Consider the following 19,478-nt stretch of genomic DNA (forward strand, 5'->3'; position numbering starts at 1 on the left):
TCAGCCTCCGATCCGCAGATTCAGACCTACCTGCTTGGCCAGCTCAACAAAATTCGGGAACGAGGTGGCCACATTGGCGCAGTCGTCGATCACAATCTCACCCTCGGCCCGCAATCCGGCAACCGCAAACGCCATCGCAATCCGGTGATCACCGAGGCTGTTGACTCGCCCGCCCTGCAGGCCGCCGCCCTGAATGATCGCGCCATCGGGCGTTCCCTCAATCTGAACCCCAAGGGCGCTCAAGCCGTCGACCATCGCCTGAATCCGATCACTCTCCTTGACCCGTAGCTCCTCAGCGCCGGTCAAGGTCGTGGCTCCTTCGGCACAGGCGGCTGCGACGAACAACACCGGAAACTCGTCGATCGCCAGCGGCACCTGATCTTCCGGGATCTGAATCCCTTTCAGTGGAGCGTAACGGATACGGATATCAGCAACCGGCTCACCACCGACATCGCGCTCGTTGCTCAAGGTCAGGTCGGCACCCATCTGGCGCAGAATATTGATAACGCCGATCCGAGTCGGATTGATACCCACGTGCTCCAGCAACAGGTCGGAACCCGGCGCAATCGAGGCCGCCACCATAAAGAACGCCGCCGATGAGATATCTGCCGGCACATCGATCTTGGCGGCGGTCATCTTGGCACCACCCTGGACGCGCGCAGTCGCTCCGTCTCGCTCAACCGGGTAACCGAAACCGGTCAGCATCCGTTCGGTATGATCACGGGTCGGCGCCGGCTCGGTGGTCGACGTCTCGCCGTCACTGTACAGGCCAGCCAACAGTACGCAGGACTTAACCTGTGCACTGGCCATCGGCATCTGATAGTCGATCCCCTTCAACGATTGGCCGCCGACGATCTTGATCGGCGGACAGCCCTCAGGACCAGTCACGATCCAGGCACCCATCTCCCGCAGCGGTGCGGCCACACGCTCCATCGGCCGCTTGCTCAGCGATTCATCACCGGTCAATTCGGTATCAAAGTCCTGCCCCGCCAACAGACCGGCAAACAGCCGCATCGCAGTACCGGAGTTACCCAGATACAGCGGTCCAGGCGGCTGTTTCAGCCCCTTCATACCGACCCCGTGAATCCGCACCCGCCCCTGGGACGGGCCTTCGATCACTACGCCCATATCGCGGAACGCCTGCAAGGTTGCCAGCGCATCCTCACCTTCGAGGAAGCCCTCGACTTCGGTAATCCCTTCAGCCAGTGCACCCAGCATGATGGAGCGATGCGACATCGACTTATCGCCGGCCACTCGAATCTGACCCTGCACTTTTCCGCCGGGTTGTACTTTGAAAATCACGTTGTCGTTCATAGGTAAAGAGTAAGCTGTTCCAGACAAAATTTTGGTGAAATGGTCACGGGCCGACTTGGCGCGGGTAAAGACCCCCAACATCGCCTCTCCGTCAGAGCGAGCTACGGCATCACGCAACTCCGCTAGACCATCGGTAAACTCATCAAGCACTTTCAAGGTGGCGTCACGGTTGGCCAGAAAGATATCGTGCCACATGATCGGGTCGCTGGCGGCAATCCGGGTAAAGTCACGGAAACCACCGGCGGCATAGCGAAAGATATCGCGATTCTCACGATCATTGGCCAAAGTATTGACCAGCGAGAACGCCAGCAGATGGGGGAGATGACTGGTTGCCGCCAACACCTCATCGTGACGCGGCACATCCATATGGTGGACTTCGGCCCCCAAGGCCTCCCACAGCGAGTGAATCAGCTTCAACGCATTGCGATCGGTCTGCGCCAGCGGAGTCAGAATCACCTTGTGGCGTTCGTACAGATCCGATTTGGCCGCCGTTACACCACTCTTTTCAGAACCAGCGATCGGATGACCGGGAACAAACAGAGGAGGAATTTCACCAAACACCTGCTCCGCCGCACGGACCACATTACCCTTGGCACTACCGGCATCAGTCAAGATCGTATCCGACCGCAACCACGGGCTGATCTGCGCCATCACCGACTCCATCACCTTAACCGGTACGGCCAGCATGATGACATCAGCACGGCGAACGGCCGCCTCTAGATCGGTGGCCGCCTCATCGATAATTCCTAACCGCAACCCCTCGTCCAGGGTGTCCTGATTACGGTTATAGCCGACCACCGTGCGGCAGCAGCCCCGCTGTTTCAACCCTAAGGCAAACGAGCCACCGATCAACCCCAGCCCGATAACCAGCAGGCGGTCTACCTGGGGATTCACGACTTCAACACCTCCGCCAAGGCATCCAGCAGCACCCGGTTTTCGGCCTCTAGACCAATACTGACCCGAAGATGGTTGGGCATCTCGTAATTGGCTACCGGGCGTACGATCACCCCCCGCTCAAGCAGGGACTGGTAGATCGGCCCCGCCGGCTGCCCCAGGTCCAGCGAAATAAAATTGCCCACCGACGGAATATAATCGAGCCCCAACGCCTTGAAGCCTTGCTCCAGCTGAGCCATCCCACGACGGTTGGTCTCAACGCTGCGCGCCAGATAGTCACTGTCGCTCAGGACTGCCGCCGCGGCAGCCAGAGCGAAGCTGTTGACGTTGAATGGTTGCCGTACCCGATTGAGCAGATCCGCCACCTGCGGATTCGACAGACCATAACCAACCCGCAGCGAAGCCAAACCGTATGCCTTGGAGAAGGTGCGGGTCACGATCAGGTTGGAATAATCGCTGAGCAGCTCGACCCCATTGGGGAAAGCGGCTTCGTCGACATACTCGGTGTAGGCCTCATCCAGCACCACCAGCACCGTTTCCGGCACCTTATCCAGGAACGCCCGTAGCTCGTTTTCACTCAGCCAGGTTCCGGTGGGATTATTGGGATTGGCGATAAAGATCAACCGGGTCGCCGCCGTGATAGCCTCGGCCATCGCCTCCAGGTCATGGCCCCAGTTCTTAGCCGGGGTAACCACGGCCTTGGCGCCTACGGCCTGGGTCACGATGGGGTAAACGGCAAACGCATGCTGGGAGAAGATCACTTCCGATTCACGACTCAGGAAAGCCCGTGCAATCAGCTCCAACACATCATTGGAACCATTGCCCAGTGTGATCTGATCCAGCTCGACGCCAAACTTATTCACCAAGGCCTGCTTGAGTACAAAACCGTTACCGTCAGGATAGCGACAACCTTCGTCAAACTCCGCCTGAATTGCCTGCTTGACGGCTTCGCTCAACCCTAAAGGGTTTTCGTTACTGGCCAGCTTAACGATATTGCTCAAGCCCAGCTCACGCTCCAGCTCATCAACCGGCTTGCCCGGAACATAGGGATGCAGTTTTTGTACGCCGGCGGCGGCCAACGCTAGATAATCGCAGCTCACGTTTGGTTTCCTTATTCTGTTTGTCGCCCTATCGATGCTGGTTAATCGGTCTCCGTCAGACCGCAGCCGATAAAGCGCTCAACTGTTTCAGAGCACCGCCTGCGGGTAGGAACCCAGCAGTTTCAGCTCCAGCGTATCGTCGGCCAGCTCTTTCATCACCGACTGGATCGGCTCGTCGCTGAAGTGACCTTCACAATCCAGGTAGAAGATATAGCCCCAGGTAGCAATACCGGAGGGGCGGGTTTCCAACCGCGTCAGGCTGATGCCGAACCGATGGAAAGGCTCCAGCAGATGATAGAGGGCGCCGGGCTTATTTCGTGCCGCAATCAGCATCGAGGTTTTGTCTTTACCACTCGGCCCGCTCAGCTGATGGCCCACCACCAGGAAACGGGTGGTGTTATCGGGCTGATCTTCGATCGTCTCGGCAACAATATTCAGGTTGTACAATTCGGCCGCCATATCACCGGCGATCGCCACCACGTTGTCATCCTTCTCTTCCGCCGCCCGGCGTGCCGCCTCGGCATTGGAGCTGACCGCGATCCGCTCGACTGCCGGATAGCGAGCATCGAGCCAGCGACGACATTGGGCCAGCGACTGCTGGTGGGAGTAGATCCGGGTCACGCCCTCAAGATCGACGCCTTCAGCAGCCAACAGATGCTGATGGATTCGCAGTTCAACTTCACCACAGATCTTCAGATCCGACTGGCGGAACATATCCAGCGTGTGATGGACCATCCCCTCGGTCGAGTTCTCGATCGGCACCACGCCATAGTGGGCCGCACGGGACTCAACCTCACGGAATACTTCGTCGATCGAACCCAACGGCACACTGATCACCGAAGCGCCAAAATGCTTCAGCGCCGCCTGCTGAGTAAAGGTACCCTCCGGACCGAGGAAGGCGATATGCATCGGCTGTTCGAGCGCCAGACAGGAGGACATCACCTGACGGAAGATACGTGCGACCTCCTCATCCCCTAACGGTCCCCCATTGCGCTCCATAATCCGGCGCAGCACCTGGGCTTCGCGCTCAGGGCGATAGAACACCGCATCAGCTTCAGTCTCCGAGTGTTCCTGCTTGGCATCGGCCACCCGCTGCGCGCAACGGGCTCGCTCACTGACCAGCTCCAGCACCTGCCGATCGATACTATCGATCTCATCGCGAAGCTTGCCCAGTTCCTGTTCTAACTTAGTCATCGCTTTCACTCACAGCGTTGTCACCGGCGTCAGTCGCCTGATCCGCATCAGCCTCGAGCTGATCTGATTCAGCAGACTCAACAGCCTCTGAACCCTCGTCTTCCGGCTCTTCAACCCGGGCGGTGCCCACCAGTTTCTCATCGGCGGCAACCCGAATCAGGGTAACGCCCTGGGTGTTACGGCTCTGCACCGAAATCTCGTCGGTACGGGTACGGACCAGGGTGCCCTGATCGGAGATCAGAATCACCTCGTCCCCTTCGAAGACCTGCTCGACCCCCACCAAATTACCGTTACGTTCGGACAGGGTCATCGCGATTACGCCCTTGCCGCCACGACCCTTGGTCGGGAAGTCTTCGATCGGCGTCATCTTGCCGTACCCGTTAACGCTGGCGGTCAGAATCCGACCACCCTCGGCCGGGATAATCAGCGCGATAACCCGATCCTCAGCCTCGACCGTGATACCCCGCACACCACGGGCCTGACGGCTCATCGGGCGAACCAACTCTTCTTTGAAGCGCACCGCTTTACCCGCATCGGAGAACAGCATCACTTCCTGATCCCCTTCGGTGATCGCGGCACCGATCAGCGTATCGCCCTCGTCCAGACCCAATGCGATCAGGCCGGAGCTACGGGGACGGGAGAAGTTGATCAACGGCGTCTTCTTGACGGTACCGCCCGCTGTCGCCATAAACACAAAGCGATCGTCGGTGTACTCGTCAACCGGCAGAATCGTGGTAATCCGCTCACCGTCTTCCAGCGGCAGAATATTCACGATCGGACGGCCTCGGGAGGTCCGGCTGGCCGGTGGAATTTCGTAAACCTTGAGCCAGTACACCTTACCGCGGTTGGTAAAACACAGAATGGTGTCGTGGGTATTGGCGACCAGCAGGTGCTCAATGAAATCTTCGTCTTTGATCGCCGAGGCCGACTTACCCTTACCGCCGCGTCGCTGGGCCTGGTAAGTATCGAGCGGCTGGGTCTTGGCATAACCGCCATGGGAGATGGTGACCACCATATCCTCTTCGGTGATCAGATCGGCAATGGTCAGGTCCTGACGCGAGGCCATGATCTCGGTGCGGCGCTCATCACCGTACTCTTCGACGATCTTTTCCAGCTCCTCGCGGATCACTTCCATCAGACGCACGGTGCTACCCAGGATTTCCAGCAGTTCGGCGATCTTTTCCAGCAGCTGCTTGTATTCGGCAATCAGCTTGTCCTGCTCCATACCGGTCAGGCGATGCAGTTTCAGATCCAGAATTGCCTGAGCCTGAGCCGGCGACAGGTGATAGTGGCCATCGACGATACCGAAATGACTCGGCAGATCATCCGGACGGCAGGCATCGGAACCGGCCCGCTCCAGCATTTCGGTCACATTGCCCGGTAGCCAAGGGGTGGCAATCAGCTTTTCTTTGGCCTCAGCCGAGGTGCTTGACTGCTTGATCAGCTCGATCACCGGATCGATATTAGCCAGTGCAACCGCCAATCCTTCAAGGATATGACCACGTTCACGGGCCTTACGCAGTTCGAACAGGGTCCGACGGGTCACCACCTCACGGCGATGGCGCACGAAGGCCTCCAACAGCTCTTTCAGGTTCAGCGTCTTGGGCTGGCCGTCGACCAGCGCCACCACGTTGATGCCGAACACGTTCTCCATCTGGGTGTGAGCGTAGAGGTTGTTGACCACCACCTCCGGCACTTCACCCCGACGCAACTCGATCACGATCCGCATGCCGTCTTTGTCGGACTCGTCACGCAGCTCGGTGATTCCTTCGACCTTCTTGTCTTTAACCAACTCGGCGATCTTCTCGATCAGTCGAGCTTTGTTGACCTGATACGGAATCTCGGTCACCACGATCGACGGCTTGCCGTTCTTGGCATCCTCTTCGACGTGGTATTTGGCGCGCATGTAGATACGACCACGGCCGGTACGGTAGGCCTGTAGAATACCGGCACGACCGTTGATGATGCCGGCGGTCGGGAAGTCCGGCCCCGGGATGTATTCCATCAACTGATCGACATCCAGCTCCGGGTTGTCGATCAAGGCGATGGTGCCGCGAACCACTTCACCCAGGTTGTGGGGCGGAATATTGGTCGCCATACCGACGGCAATACCGGAGGAGCCGTTAACCAGCAGGTTCGGTACCCGGGTCGGCATCACCTCGGGAATCAGTTCGGTGCCGTCATAGTTGGGGACGTAATCGACGGTCTCTTTTTCCAGATCGGACAGGATCTCATGGGAGATCTTGGCCATCCGCACCTCGGTGTATCGCATCGCTGCGGCGGAGTCACCGTCGATGGAACCGAAGTTGCCCTGGCCGTCGACCAGCATGTATCGCATCGAGAACGGCTGCGCCATCCGGACGATGGTGTCGTAAACCGCAGAATCGCCGTGCGGGTGGTACTTACCGATCACGTCACCGACAACACGGGCCGACTTCTTGTAGGGCTTGTTCCAGTCATTACCCAGCTCGTGCATCGCGAAAAGCACCCGTCGATGTACCGGCTTAAGACCGTCACGCACATCCGGCAGCGCTCGTCCGACGATGACACTCATGGCGTAATCGAGGTAGGACTGCTTCAGTTCATCCTCGATATTGATCGGCTGGATCTCTTTGGCTAAATCACCCATATAACCCTGCTATTCCTCTGTTCAGCGACGCCGTAAATGACGGCGATGGTGACAAAACGCAAGCGCCGCAAAACCGGTCGGCCCGAGCGCTGAAAAAACCGCAAAATCATATCACAAAGCCAACCCCGACGGGGCAGTAAATTAGCCCGCATTTTCAAGATCAAAGCTGTGCCGCCCAGCGGTCGGGTGGTAACATAGCCGCGACCTTCAGGTCGCAGTCAACCGAGCAGAAATACGGACCCGCCATGAACACCGAGACAGCCAGCCGCAACCAAAACGTCGACCAGGATGAAATTGCCAAATTCGAAGCCTTGGCCAGCCGCTGGTGGGACAAACAGAGCGAGTTCAAGCCGCTACACGACATCAACCCGTTGCGGGTCAACTTTGTCGACGAGCGCGCACCGCTGGCGGAAAAGAAGGTGCTGGATGTCGGCTGCGGCGGCGGCATCCTGTCAGAGTCGATGGCGGTTCGCGGTGCCGATGTCAGCGGCATCGACATGGGAGAAACCCCGCTGAAAGTGGCCAAACTCCACGGCCTGGAATCGGGCGTCAAGGTCAACTACCGCCAGATCACCGCCGAGCAGCTGGCCGCCGAAGAGCCGGAGAGCTATGACGTGGTGACCTGCATGGAGATGCTCGAGCATGTCCCCGATCCCGCCTCGGTCATTCGCGCCTGTGCTCAACTCTGCAAACCCGGTGGCCAAGTCTTCTTCTCAACCCTGAACCGCAACCTGAAATCCTATCTGTTCGCGATTGTCGGGGCCGAGTATCTGCTCAATCTGGTTCCGAAAGGCACCCACGAGCATGACAAGTTTATCCGCCCGAGCGAGCTGGCCAACTGGTGTCGCCAAGCCGGTCTGGAGATCGGCGATACCAGCGGTATGACCTACAATCCGCTGACCCAGACCTACCGGCTCGACCCCAACGATGTCGATGTGAACTACCTACTGCAGACCCACAAACCGGTATGACCCCGTTTCGCCCTGATGCGGTGCTGTTCGATCTGGACGGCACCCTCCTCGATAGCGCCCCCGACTTTCATCGCATCCTGAATCAGCTACGCCAAGAACAGAAGCTGACACCGCTGGACTACGATCAGGTACGCCAGCAGGTTTCCAACGGTGCGGCCGCCATGATCCAACAAGCATTCGGCAGCCTGCGCAACAGCAGCGAACTGGAACAGCTTCAACAACAACTGCTGCAACGCTACCAAGACAATCCGGCGCAGGATTCAATACTGTTTGACGGTATGGAAACACAGTTACAGACACTGGAGCAGGCCAAAATCCCCTGGGGCATCGTTACCAATAAGCCGGAGCGCTTCTGCATACCGATCCTGCAGCAGCTGATTCTGGACGGACGCTGCGGCGTACTGATCTGTCCGGACCACGTCAGCAAGCGAAAGCCAGACCCAGAAGGGTTGTTCCTAGCTTGCGAGAAACTCAACAGCCGCCCCGATCGCTGCCTGTATGTCGGCGATCATGTCCGCGATATCGAGGCCGGGCAAAATGCCGGTATGATCACCGTTGGCGCACTCTATGGTTATCTGGATAAGTCAGACCAACCGCAACACTGGAACGCCGATCTGCTGATACAGCATCCTGACGAACTAACCGATTGGCTGAAACTCTAATCTGCCTCAAAACCCTCAGACTGCTAGACTTATAAGCCCTACAGGGACAAATAGATAGACAGATAATGGATACCAAGATGTTTGATTACCAAGCCCCGCCCAAACTTCTGCAAGACCGCGTTATTCTGATCAGCGGCGCCGGTGACGGAATTGGCCGTGCAGCAGCACTGAGCTACGCCGAACACGGGGCTACGGTGATTCTGGCCGGCAGAACCACCAAAAAGCTAGAAGCGGTCTACGATGAGATCGAAAAGCAGGGTGGGGCTCAACCGGCGATCATTCCGATCAATCTGGACGGCGCCGCACCGCACGACTATGACCAACTCGCCGATACCATTGCCCAGGAGTTCGGTCGACTGGACGGGCTGCTGAACAACGCCAGCATCCTGGGTGCCAGAACACCGATCGAAAATTACGACCCGAGCATCTGGAATCAGGTCATGCAGATCAACGTCAACGCTCAGTTCTACCTGACCCAGGCGATGCTGCCTCTGCTGATGAAATCGGATGACGCCTCAATCGTCTTCACCAGCTCCAGTGTCGGACGAAAAGGCCGTGCCTACTGGGGCGCCTACGCAGTCTCGAAATTTGCCACCGAAGGCCTGATGCAGACCCTGGCCGACGAACTGGAAGGAATCAGCAATATCAGAGTTAACGCCATCAATCCTGGCGCTACCCGAACCAATATGCGTGCCCACGCTTACCCGGCGGAAAACCCTAATGAACTACCGACGCCGGAACAGATTATGCCGGTCTATCTGTACCTGATGGGATCCGACAGCCAGCAGACCAACGGCCAATCACTGGACGCCCAAGGCTGATTTCAGTCCCTATCGCCAGGCAAAGCCGATTATCGACGGGGGCCCCTACGCCCCCGTTTAGGCTCTGCGGACTGCTGAGGGCGCGCCTTACGCTGCCGGCGCTGGTCAGCCTTGAGCTGCTCAAGGGTTTTCGGGGCTAATTTCAAACGAGGCAGCTCAACCAAGTCGCACAGATCATTCAGCTCTTTTTGCCCCAGTTCGATCCACTGTCCGACAGCCACCTGCTTCGGCATAAAGATACAGCCGTAACGAACCCGCTTCAGCCGACTGACTTCAACATCCTGCGATTCCCACAATCGACGCACTTCCCGATTGCGCCCCTCCATCAGGGCAACGTGGTACCACTGATTGCGACCACTGCCGTCGAAATGCTGAATATCGGTAAAGCGGGCCAAGCCGTCTTCCAACAGCACGCCCTCTTTGAGCCGCTTGATCATCTCCTCGGTAACTTCACCGTGGACACGAACGGCATACTCACGGTCAATACCACTGGAGGGATGCATCAAACGATTGGCCAGCTCACCATCGGTGGTAAATAACAGCAAACCGCTGGTATTGATATCCAGACGCCCCACCGAAATCCAACGACCACCTTTAAGCTTCGGCAGCTTATCAAATACGGTAGCCCGTCCTTCCGGATCCTGTCGGGTGCAAACCTCACCCACCGGCTTGTTGTATAAGATCACCCGGCACTGGGAATCCGCTTGCGGATTCAGCTTCACTGCTCGCCCATCGACACTGACGCTGGCCTCCAGCGAGACCCGATCACCCAAGGATGCCACCTTGCCGTCCACACTGACCCTGCCCGCTTCGATCCAGCGCTCCATCTCCCGGCGAGAACCTATGCCGGCCCGGGCCAGTACTTTCTGAAGTTTTTCATCGTTCATAGGGTCGTTGCTCGCATGTGGTGTGCAGAATGAAGGGATAGCAAAGAGCGCGGCATCATACCAGCCCGCCGTAAAGCTGCCAAACTCGACAAACCAGTGCCTATCAGTTTACAACCGACAAAAAAAAGGTGCGCAATGCGCACCCTTTTGAATTTAGAAACAGAAGCCGTTAATCGATCAGGCAATCTTCCTTACTGCCGCCATTATCGAAAAACTGCTGGAATACCTTCGGTGTGCGGCCGCGACCCGTCCACTGATGAACATTACCTTCATCGTCGGTGATCTGGTATTTCGGTTTAACCGTACCCTTGGGTTTTGCCGCAGCACCAGCTTCCAGCGCACCAAGTAGATCACTCAGATCCAGACCGCTCTCCGCCATCTGCTTTTTAATCGCATCGATACTGGCTTGCTTTTCAGCCAGCTGAGCAGCAACTGCGGCTTCTTCCTGCTTCCGCTCTTCAACAAGCTCCAGCAAATTTTCTGAAAGCTTTTCCAATTCTGATACAGCCAGTTCTTTACATGCCTTACGCAGTGAAGTTTTACGTGTCAGAACATTAAGAACGTCAGTCATTATTTAACCCCAGAAAGACTTAAATTTTCGAGTGCCCAAAATACTAATAATTGTATTTTGGCGCAAGTATTAACCAAATAATTCGTTACAAACTCAAGAATAGAAGTCATATTGAAAAATATCAAAAGCTATTCTGAGTTTTCCCCAGCCCAAATCGAAATACCAAATACACCAGCGGAACCGAAGCAGCAAGGACACAAGGTAACCCCCACTGGGGCCAAATAACCGTCATAAGCGCCCACGGAAATAGCCAGAAGCAATTAATGACGATAACAGAGAGAGTAACTTTCTTATGACTCGCCCACTGACGGGCCATCACCTGATAGACATGCGATCGATGAGCCTGGCGCCAACTCTGCTTTGTGGACATTCGCCATATTAGAGTGCAGGTCGCATCAACCCAAAATACAGCCATCAAAATCATCCATGTCCAGATACTCACTCCCTTCTCTAGCGCGCTGACAATGGCAAAAATGGCAATAACAAACCCTAAATAAGCGCTTCCCACATCACCCATAAATATCTTAGCCGGAGGCCAATTCCAGAAAAGAAATGCGAAGCAACACACAGCCAGGAGCAGTAACAGACTTGCTTCTTCAATCCTTCCAACCAACATCAGCACCAATGCAGCGCCTGATGCCACGCATACAGCCTGTGCAGCTGCAATGCCGTCAATTCCATCCATGAAGTTATAAAGGTTAATCGTCCAAACAATAAGCAGCGTAAATAATCCATATCCCAACCACCCCAAAGAAACCTCGACGCCCGGGACTGGTAAAACGGGAAGACGCTCTATCTCGCCGACACACAGCGCAGCTACAACCAAATGAACAATAAAACGGGGCCAAACTGGAATACCGAATCGATCATCCAAAAAACCCACCAGAGCAATCACCCCTCCACCGACAAGAAGAAGCCCAGCAAGCTCCTGAAGCCCACTACTCAGAGAGTCATAATAAAAAATCAATGCCAACGAATAGCTCAGCCAAATCGCCAAACCGCCCCCCCTGGGGGTCGGTTTGATATGGGAGCTTCGTTCATTGGGGATATCGATCAACCGTAGCCTTGCCGCATAGCGCTCTATCGGCCAGACAACCAGCAAAGTCATCACAAACAACAAGATAGATAATAGAAAAAAAGACAACGCTAATACTCCCTCTCTATCACCATTCGATCGAGGGTTTGCTCCATTGTCACCGACGGGGTCCAATCCAGCTCTGTCACCGTTTTCTGGATGTCGACTTCCAGATCACTGCATAAGCGTTTCATCCACGCGGCCCGCCCAAATAAGCCAGCAAAAAACTCTAAATACGCAACAGGGATTCTCGGCAACCAAATAGAGCGGTCTAAACTCTGGGCAATACGCTGTATCAGCGTTGTCGTTGATATGGCCTCCCCATCCGAGACAAGGAAGATCTCATTAGCTGCGTTGGGGTGTGAAATACAGCATTGGATCAGATCCACCAAGTTGAAGACACTAACCAGGCTTCGCTGGTTGAAAATCGCCCCCAAGGGCAAGGGATAGCCCTTGCTTACCCAGTTTCTCAACGCCAAGAAGTTGGCTTTGACACCAGGCCCGTACACCAGCGGAGGCCGAATGATCACGACTTCTAAATCTGTTTTCTCAGCCACTTCAAGAAGCGCAGATTCTGCCTCTGCCTTGGAGATTGCATAATCATCTTCCGGTGCAGGGATATCCGAAGCAGTATAAGGCACGCCGAAAGTTTGCTCGCCGTTAACCTTGATACTGCTTAAATAAATCAGGCGCTTTACGCCGTTCGCAGCGGCACGTTCTGCTAATAACCGAGTTGCTTGGGTATTAACCTGCCGGAAGCGGGTCAGCGGATCAGCGGACTGATCTTCTAATACATGAACACGGGCGGCGGTATGAATAACGACGTCAACCCCTTGAAAAACAAACTCGCGCCATTGAGCTACCTTACATAGGTCGTCTAGTACGACTGTCTGTAAGCTGGCATCAGTCGCAAACTGAAGCAAGTGTGGTTTCCGAACACAGGCTACAACTTGATAGCTTCTATCGAGCAATCCACTAATCAAATGCTGCCCGACAAACCCTGTTGCCCCCGTTACCAAAACCTTAAGACTGTCGGTTTTATTTAACCTCACCGATTCTCCAAAACCATTCGCTGATCTGGTTGATCGAGCCCCGCTGTATTTAATATTGATGTCACCCACTGCTGCATGATATTGCAGCGACTGTATTCTTCACAAAAACGGTTTCGCTCGAACTGCTCCAGGTCAGAAACAGTAGAAATCTCTCTCAACTGCTCCGCCGCTTCGATATGGTCACACGGAGTAAAGACCCAACTTCCCGAAATTTCATCACGGATAAAATCAGCGGCAATGCCCTTCACACCAGCCAAAATGGGTTTCCTCAAGGCCGCATACTCGAAGAGCTTCGATGGCAGCACCTTTTCAAAGGCCGGTATATCGTTAAGATGCAAGAAAAGGATATCTGCCTGTCGATAGTACTCCATCAAAGCTTCTCGACTAACTGCAGATTCAAGCTGTATATTATCGACCTTTAATGCCTCACAGCGAGCCTGTAGAGCTTGTCTACGCCCCCCATCACCAACCACCACAAATCGATATTCAGACCCACTCACCTTGGCAAGTTCGGGAAGAATTGATTCCAGCCCCTGTCCAGCACCAATATTTCCCGCATAAAGCACCACCTTAACCTCTGGAGCCACATCGCAGCCTTGCACAACCCCCGTATCACAGGTCGATAAAAACTCCTGATCAATGCCGTTAGTAAATAGGTCGGTATTTTCTATGGCGTATTTCTGTCGGAAGTACTCGACAAAGCCTGGCGATACCAAGTTAATCTGATCAGCACGTCGGACCGTATACTGCTCCAGTAGCTCTATCATAGGGATGAGAAACCGCCCCACCTTCGCTTTAAAAAGATCCGTCAAGGTGTCAACAAAGATGTCTCGGATATCCAAGTAAAATGGACAACCCACTTTTGCAGCAGTTCGAGCCCCTAAGAATCCAGTCATCAAACGAGATGTGGTCGCGATGATCAGATCGTAGTGGCGATCTCTTAAGAAACGGCGAGCCGCATGATAATAAACACCGAAAGCCCTCGCCTGATCAATCATTCCACTACGATGACTTGGCAAAGCAATTCTATGCACAAGTAGCGCTTCAGACTCTTCCGTTACAGGAGCTTTTTTTGAATAGTCGGAATAACGATTAGGTTGTGTAGTTAACACCTCAATTCGGCTGCCTTTCGGGATACGCTTGGCAAGTTCATCAACCAATGCCGCTGTACGGAAAGAGCCTGCCGACAGATCCGGTGGGTAATAAAACGAAAGAACTAAAATTCTCATCTCACTTGAACACCCACACTAATATCATTGGCGCCATCCCAGATTACCACCGGAACTCTACAGAGACTCGTCCAGCTTCCGCATCTATGCTTAAGCAACGATTGGTAACCGACAAACCAAACTCTGGGTGATATTGATCATATTCAAGGCGAGGCTGACCAGATAGAACTTCGATCCTCACCTCTTTGCCATCGGAACATCTGGCCATGCCGCCACGCCCATCCAGCTCTACTAGCCAGTCAGGGTGAATGTGGAAGCGAGCCTGAGCATGCTTAAAGCCCCCCTGTACCGAATCAGATACCCTAAGTCCGGATTTGGTGAGTTGCCAATGACGATAATGGGTTGGCTTTCCTACCAGGTACTCATAACCATTATGAGCACCGCCAAGATCGATGCTTTCCCCCTGAGCCCCTACAGAACTTTCTACCTGTAGTACTTCTGGAGCAGCTCGGCGGCCAACCCTGAAGCCCCCCCAGACTTCTGATGAATCAGCCTGATCTACAATCAGAGTATTGTGAGCGGCAGTGCCGCGCTGCCTTTGACGCTCGGTACCAACGCCGTAGCATGATATCCCGGAATTAACCAGGAAACGCTGTTCAGACAGAGAAAGCTCAAAACTGAGCGTATCGGCATGGCCATGGGCAGGCAGGTAATCTGGACCGAGATGGGCCATATCCACCAGCAAAGTGGCTGGTTTAATATTTGCTCGCAGATAGCCACTATCAGCCAGCCGATGACAAGCGCTATGCTCTAACGGCCTGATATCAATATTCAGTAACTTGGCATAAGCTTCGAGCACCCTCAACTCGGCAGAGATACCCAGAGCGCTATCATTGAAAAAACTGAGCCCTCCATCAGGATGGGTCATCACCCTTAACCAGTCGATCATTTTCTGCAGCGGCATGATCCAATCAGATACCGGCAGCGGATAGGGGTTTCTATCAAAAATTGAGGAAAGATTTACAAGGTCCAACAAATCCTCAATCACTATCGCTTGGTACATCGGGCTCAATTCGAAATGTCCACCATCGGGCAAAATCTGTTCGTACAGCTCATCAGCCAGAATCTCTATGCCACACTTCAACCAACGATCAGCCTCAGGGCCTTCAAAGAAAAGTCCGGCAAAGACTAATGCTTTAGCATTTGCCAGAAGGTGATTTCCTAGAATATGCCGTTCCAGACGCCTGCTTAGCCAACGGACCTGTATCGCCAAGCTTTGTAACTGTTCATCAGTCAACTGGTGCCCCGCCAGACTCCACTTAATCCAGTTAACGATTCGCAAAGAGGTCGGATAAGGCTCCCAACCCGTGCCTGTTCCTGGCGGATTTTGATGAACCCAGCGCTCTAGCAACAAATGGTGCCATGTCTCTCTATCCGGAGCACCAATCGCATTGAGATCATCAAAATAATGGAGATTGTAACGCCACAACTTTGACCACTCAGCCTTATCCCAATTTGAGCCTCTCAGCTCATGATGTTCATTCAGAAATTGGAATAAACATGCCGATTTCATCGATGGAAGACGCCAGTAAACCTGGCCCCACATTTTTGTCGGTTGTCGTAAGTTCGGCTGTGATTTCAGATCAACTTGAGGATTACTTACCCTGAACCAAATACGGCCGTATATCTGTACCGGGCGTAAATAGCGTACGGTTCGGAGCAACCGAAATAGACTCAAGCTAAACATCCTCCGGATCTGACGGGGTCACCAGAATTCCCACTATTGCAGCAGAACATCAACGCACGACACTCAAAGCATCTAATCGCTGGCAGATGCTGAAACAAAAGGAATCAAGCATTGATCTCTTATTAGCAACGTATCAACTCAGCAGCATCCAACGTGACCTTGGCCACCTCAAAAATTTCGTCGGCTGGAATTGGCGCTATATCACCTTGTTCGATCGAATTAAGAAATGCTTGGGCACAGGCTTTTTGCCCTTTGTCCTGCCTCCAAAGATTCATTCTTGAGAATCCTGGCCAGCCAAATCCTCGAAGCTTACGGAAGTTATCGAGCTGCAACACACGACCGGCAGTAAACACCTCCACCCGCTCCTTAGGGAAGCTTGACGCGCCATTGGCTAAGTAATGAATCGTACCAAACGAACCATCAGCAAATGCGAGAATAATGGCAGCTTTATCCTCAGAGATCTGCCCTACCTGCTCCCCCATCCGCTGCGCTTGCACTGAAACAATCTCACTACCAGCCAAGTAACGGATCAAATCGATAAAGTGGCAGGCCTCGCCAATAACCCGACCGCCTCCAATCGCTGGATCCTGTGTCCAGTGGTTGGAGGGAATCTCTCCAGCATTTACCGTCACGATAAAGGATTTAGGTTCACGGAGCGGCTGCAGTAACTCCTTCATCTTTTGTACCTGGGGGGCGAATCGGCGGTTGAAGCCCAACATCAGTTGCGGCCCGTCGGCATCCCGATAAGCCTGCTCCACCTCCGCCAATTCCTCTCGGTTGATAGCCAGGGGTTTCTCTACGAACACATGCTTACCCGCCGCCAGACACTGGCAGACGAATTGGGCATGGGTATTGTGCCGAGTCGCCACCACAACGGTGTTGATTGCCGGTTCAGCGAGCATCCCCTCCACGTCAGTAGAGGCGTTGGCGAACCCCGTTTTTCCACCATGCACAACACCGCTGATTCCACCGGCAGTAGTGATGGTGTGAAGCTGAGCCCCGGCCTGTCGGAAGGCGGGAATCAGAACACGGGACGCATAATTGCCGGCGCCGATAAAGCCCACCACCGGCTTGGAGGCCTCCATCACCCTGGTAGGCTGGAGCGATATCAGCCGAGTTTCACTGTCCACCGCATCAGAGTACTGGAGCAGAATGCCCAGCCCGGATCGATCTTCGGTCAAGACCCTGTAGGCGGCTGGCGCCTCGTCGAAGGCAAAGCGATGGGTGATTAATGGCTTCACATCCAACTGACCTGAAGCCATCATATCCAGCACTGCCTCGAAGTTACGCTGCTCGGTCCATCGCACAAACCCTAGAGGGTAGTCATGGCCCTGCTCCTCGTAGGCTGGATCGTAACGCCCTGGCCCGTATGAACAGGACACCTGAAAGCTCAACTCCTTGTGGTAGAACTCAGCTCGGTTCAACTCCAACCCGGTAACCCCAACTAAGATGATACGCCCTCGGGTCCTACACATCTGCGCTCCCTGCGAGACCGGGTCAGAGGACTTGGTTGAAGCGGTGATGATCACCCCGTCAACACCACGGCCCCGACTAAACACCATACCAGCAGCAACTGGATCTTCACCGGCTCCTGGATTACAGCATTCGGCGCCGAATTTGTGTGCCAGAGCCAGCTTCGCATCGTCAATATCAATCGCCAGCACACGGCACCCCTGAGCGCGCAACAACTGCACCGTGAGCAAGCCGATCAGACCCACCCCAGTAACCACGAAAGCCTCCCCTAGGGTGGGTTGTGCCAGGCGGACCCCCTGTAGGCCGATGCTGGCGACCACAGTAAATGCCGCCACTTCGTCCTCGACCCCCTCGGGGATACGGGCGCAGAGATTCTTCTGAACGGAAACCAAATCGGCATGAGGCCCGTTGGAGACCACCCGATCACCAGGCTTGAATCCGTTAACCCCGGCGCCGACATCAACCACCCGCCCCACGTTGCAGTAACCCAGGGGCAATGGCTGATCCAGCTTGCTACGTACTGCCTCCAGGGTGGTGGACAGCCCATCGGTTCTGACCTTATCCAGAACCATTTTTACCTTGTCCGGCTGCTGGCGCGCCTTATCCAGCAGGTTGGCCTTACCAAACTCTACCAGCGTTCGCTCGGTGCCAGACGAGATCAAAGAGATAGTAGAGGCGACTAATAACCGACCCTGTTTAAGCTGTGGAGCGGGAAGCTCAACCAACTGAGTTTTACCACTAGTAAGATTCTGCAGTACCTGCTTCAAACCAACCTTTATCCTATTAACATATGAATATTAAACCTAAACCAACAACTGTATTCTGATAGGTTTTTGGTTCGTTACCTGCTTCTCATTAAGAGGAAAGGGCTCTTAAAACTGCCTCATATACTTCATCAACTGATATAGAGATCATACACACTGGATGACCACAACCAGTGAGACTCCCCGATCCATAGCAAGGTGAACAGTCCATAGACGAAGTAACTGGATAGGAGTAATCACTAAAAACACCTGTCAACATGACATCGGTAGGACCATATAGCCCAACAACAGGAGTCTGTACTGCCGAAGCAATATGAGAAAGGCCATTGCAATTAGCAACGACTACATCTGATTTGGCTATAAATCGAATACTATCTTCGATACTCTTCGCACCAACGAAGTTTGCTACTCGATGACTCTGTTTGATTCTTTGAATTATTTGCTCCGCTAAGCTTCTTTCAGAGGCAGAGCCTAGGATAGAGATATTAAACTTGGGGTTGTAATGCAATAGTCTATTAGCCAGCTCTGCATATCGGATAGCTGGCCAACGTTTGTGGCTTTCTAACTCACCAGACCCTGGGGCAAACACAATTTCATAGTTTTCACCGGTCAGTTCAAATTTAATGCCATTACCTTTATCGTAGTCTAAAATTTCTGAATAAGGTGGATAACAGGGCGGGTTAGTAAGCTGGTCAGCCTCTGGCACAATTAGAGGAGCCAAACTCATATGCCTGTATACTTTATGGCGCTCCAGCTGATACGAATTAGTGACGGTGTTCAAAAAAGAAAGTTTTGAAGGCCAACCAATAACCGTTGAAGAATTGAGCAATTGAGACAACAAGGAAAACTTATACGGGTTAACACCATAGGAAGATACCAATGTGTCAAAGTTGGCTTTCCTAACATTTTTTACATACGTTAACAGCTCTCGCACACTGCAAACTTTCAAAGTAAAAAATTCAAAACTCGCCTCTGGTAATAGCTCCTTAATTACCGCTACCTCTACTTCACTTTTTAGTGTCAAAGCAATCTGTCCATCCCAGTGCTGAACCAGCCAAGATAACAGAGGCAACATCATTACAACGTCACCAATACCATGCGTGTTAACCAAGTGAAGTTTTTTCATCGTTAATGATTACTATGGAAAATTCACAA

15 protein-coding genes are annotated in these 19,478 nt (G+C 53.8%); 3 read left to right on the forward strand and 12 right to left on the reverse strand.

Annotated features, from left to right (window positions below; translation table 11 throughout):
• From ACO05M_RS15335 to gyrA, 4 genes are all read right to left on the reverse strand, one after another.
• The gene (locus ACO05M_RS15335; protein ID WP_421864746.1) at positions 1–2,208 is read right to left on the reverse strand and encodes a bifunctional prephenate dehydrogenase/3-phosphoshikimate 1-carboxyvinyltransferase; all 2,208 of its coding nucleotides are present in this window, start codon (positions 2,206–2,208) and stop codon (positions 1–3) included.
• A complete protein-coding gene (gene hisC / locus ACO05M_RS15340; protein WP_421864749.1) occupies positions 2,205–3,308 on the reverse strand; it encodes a histidinol-phosphate transaminase in 1,104 nt (367 codons plus the stop codon). The genes ACO05M_RS15335 and hisC overlap by 4 nt, the downstream gene beginning before the upstream one ends.
• 87 nt (positions 3,309–3,395) lie before the next feature.
• On the reverse strand, positions 3,396–4,502 hold the full coding sequence (gene pheA / locus ACO05M_RS15345) for a prephenate dehydratase (protein ID WP_421864752.1): 1,107 nt from the start codon (positions 4,500–4,502) through the stop codon (positions 3,396–3,398).
• Positions 4,495–7,131, reverse strand: coding sequence for a DNA gyrase subunit A (gyrA, locus tag ACO05M_RS15350; protein ID WP_421864755.1), 2,637 nt, complete (start codon positions 7,129–7,131; stop codon positions 4,495–4,497). Before gyrA ends, pheA begins: the two co-directional genes overlap by 8 nt.
• Before the next feature lie 245 nt (positions 7,132–7,376).
• On the opposite strand from gyrA, the gene ubiG reads away from it, so the two are divergent.
• The 3 genes from ubiG (at position 7,377) to ACO05M_RS15365 (ending at position 9,585) form a co-directional block, all read left to right on the forward strand.
• A complete protein-coding gene (ubiG, locus tag ACO05M_RS15355; protein WP_421864757.1) occupies positions 7,377–8,102 on the forward strand; it encodes a bifunctional 2-polyprenyl-6-hydroxyphenol methylase/3-demethylubiquinol 3-O-methyltransferase UbiG in 726 nt (241 codons plus the stop codon).
• Positions 8,099–8,764 carry an HAD-IA family hydrolase gene (locus tag ACO05M_RS15360; RefSeq protein WP_421864760.1) on the forward strand — a complete coding sequence of 222 codons (666 nt, stop codon included), beginning with the start codon at positions 8,099–8,101 and terminating at the stop codon, positions 8,762–8,764. The genes ubiG and ACO05M_RS15360 overlap by 4 nt, the downstream gene beginning before the upstream one ends.
• Positions 8,765–8,841: 77 nt before the next feature.
• Entirely contained in the window at positions 8,842–9,585 is a 744-nt protein-coding gene (locus ACO05M_RS15365; RefSeq protein ID WP_421864763.1) for a YciK family oxidoreductase, read from the forward strand.
• A gap of 29 nt (positions 9,586–9,614) precedes the next feature.
• Here the strand turns inward: ACO05M_RS15365 and rluB are convergent, their stop codons facing one another.
• The 8 genes from rluB to ACO05M_RS15405 all read right to left on the reverse strand — a co-directional run bounded on the left by rluB (position 9,615) and on the right by ACO05M_RS15405 (position 19,449).
• On the reverse strand, positions 9,615–10,472 hold the full coding sequence (gene rluB, locus ACO05M_RS15370) for a 23S rRNA pseudouridine(2605) synthase RluB (protein ID WP_421864766.1): 858 nt from the start codon (positions 10,470–10,472) through the stop codon (positions 9,615–9,617).
• Positions 10,473–10,641: 169 nt separating this feature from the next.
• Positions 10,642–11,043: an H-NS family nucleoid-associated regulatory protein gene (locus ACO05M_RS15375; protein WP_421864768.1), complete on the reverse strand. Its 402-nt coding sequence runs from the start codon at positions 11,041–11,043 to the stop codon at positions 10,642–10,644.
• A 121-nt stretch (positions 11,044–11,164) separates the two neighbouring features.
• Positions 11,165–12,187 (reverse strand): MraY family glycosyltransferase, encoded by a 1,023-nt coding sequence (locus ACO05M_RS15380; RefSeq protein ID WP_421864771.1) that lies wholly within the window; start codon positions 12,185–12,187, stop codon positions 11,165–11,167.
• Positions 12,188–12,189: 2 nt separating this feature from the next.
• Positions 12,190–13,170 carry a UDP-glucose 4-epimerase family protein gene (locus tag ACO05M_RS15385; protein WP_421864773.1) on the reverse strand — a complete coding sequence of 327 codons (981 nt, stop codon included), beginning with the start codon at positions 13,168–13,170 and terminating at the stop codon, positions 12,190–12,192.
• A complete protein-coding gene (locus tag ACO05M_RS15390; protein ID WP_421864776.1) occupies positions 13,167–14,399 on the reverse strand; it encodes a glycosyltransferase family 4 protein in 1,233 nt (410 codons plus the stop codon). The genes ACO05M_RS15385 and ACO05M_RS15390 overlap by 4 nt, the downstream gene beginning before the upstream one ends.
• 43 nt (positions 14,400–14,442) lie before the next feature.
• A complete protein-coding gene (locus ACO05M_RS15395; RefSeq protein ID WP_421864779.1) occupies positions 14,443–15,912 on the reverse strand; it encodes a heparinase II/III family protein in 1,470 nt (489 codons plus the stop codon).
• A 296-nt stretch (positions 15,913–16,208) separates the two neighbouring features.
• Positions 16,209–18,326: a bi-domain-containing oxidoreductase gene (locus ACO05M_RS15400; RefSeq protein ID WP_421864781.1), complete on the reverse strand. Its 2,118-nt coding sequence runs from the start codon at positions 18,324–18,326 to the stop codon at positions 16,209–16,211.
• Between the two features lie 88 nt (positions 18,327–18,414).
• Positions 18,415–19,449, reverse strand: coding sequence for a glycosyltransferase family 9 protein (locus ACO05M_RS15405; RefSeq protein WP_421864784.1), 1,035 nt, complete (start codon positions 19,447–19,449; stop codon positions 18,415–18,417).
• Between the last annotated feature and the right edge of the window lie 29 nt (positions 19,450–19,478).

Source organism: Motiliproteus sp., from assembly GCF_965230735.1.
In the GTDB taxonomy this organism is placed as follows: domain Bacteria; phylum Pseudomonadota; class Gammaproteobacteria; order Pseudomonadales; family Balneatricaceae; genus Motiliproteus.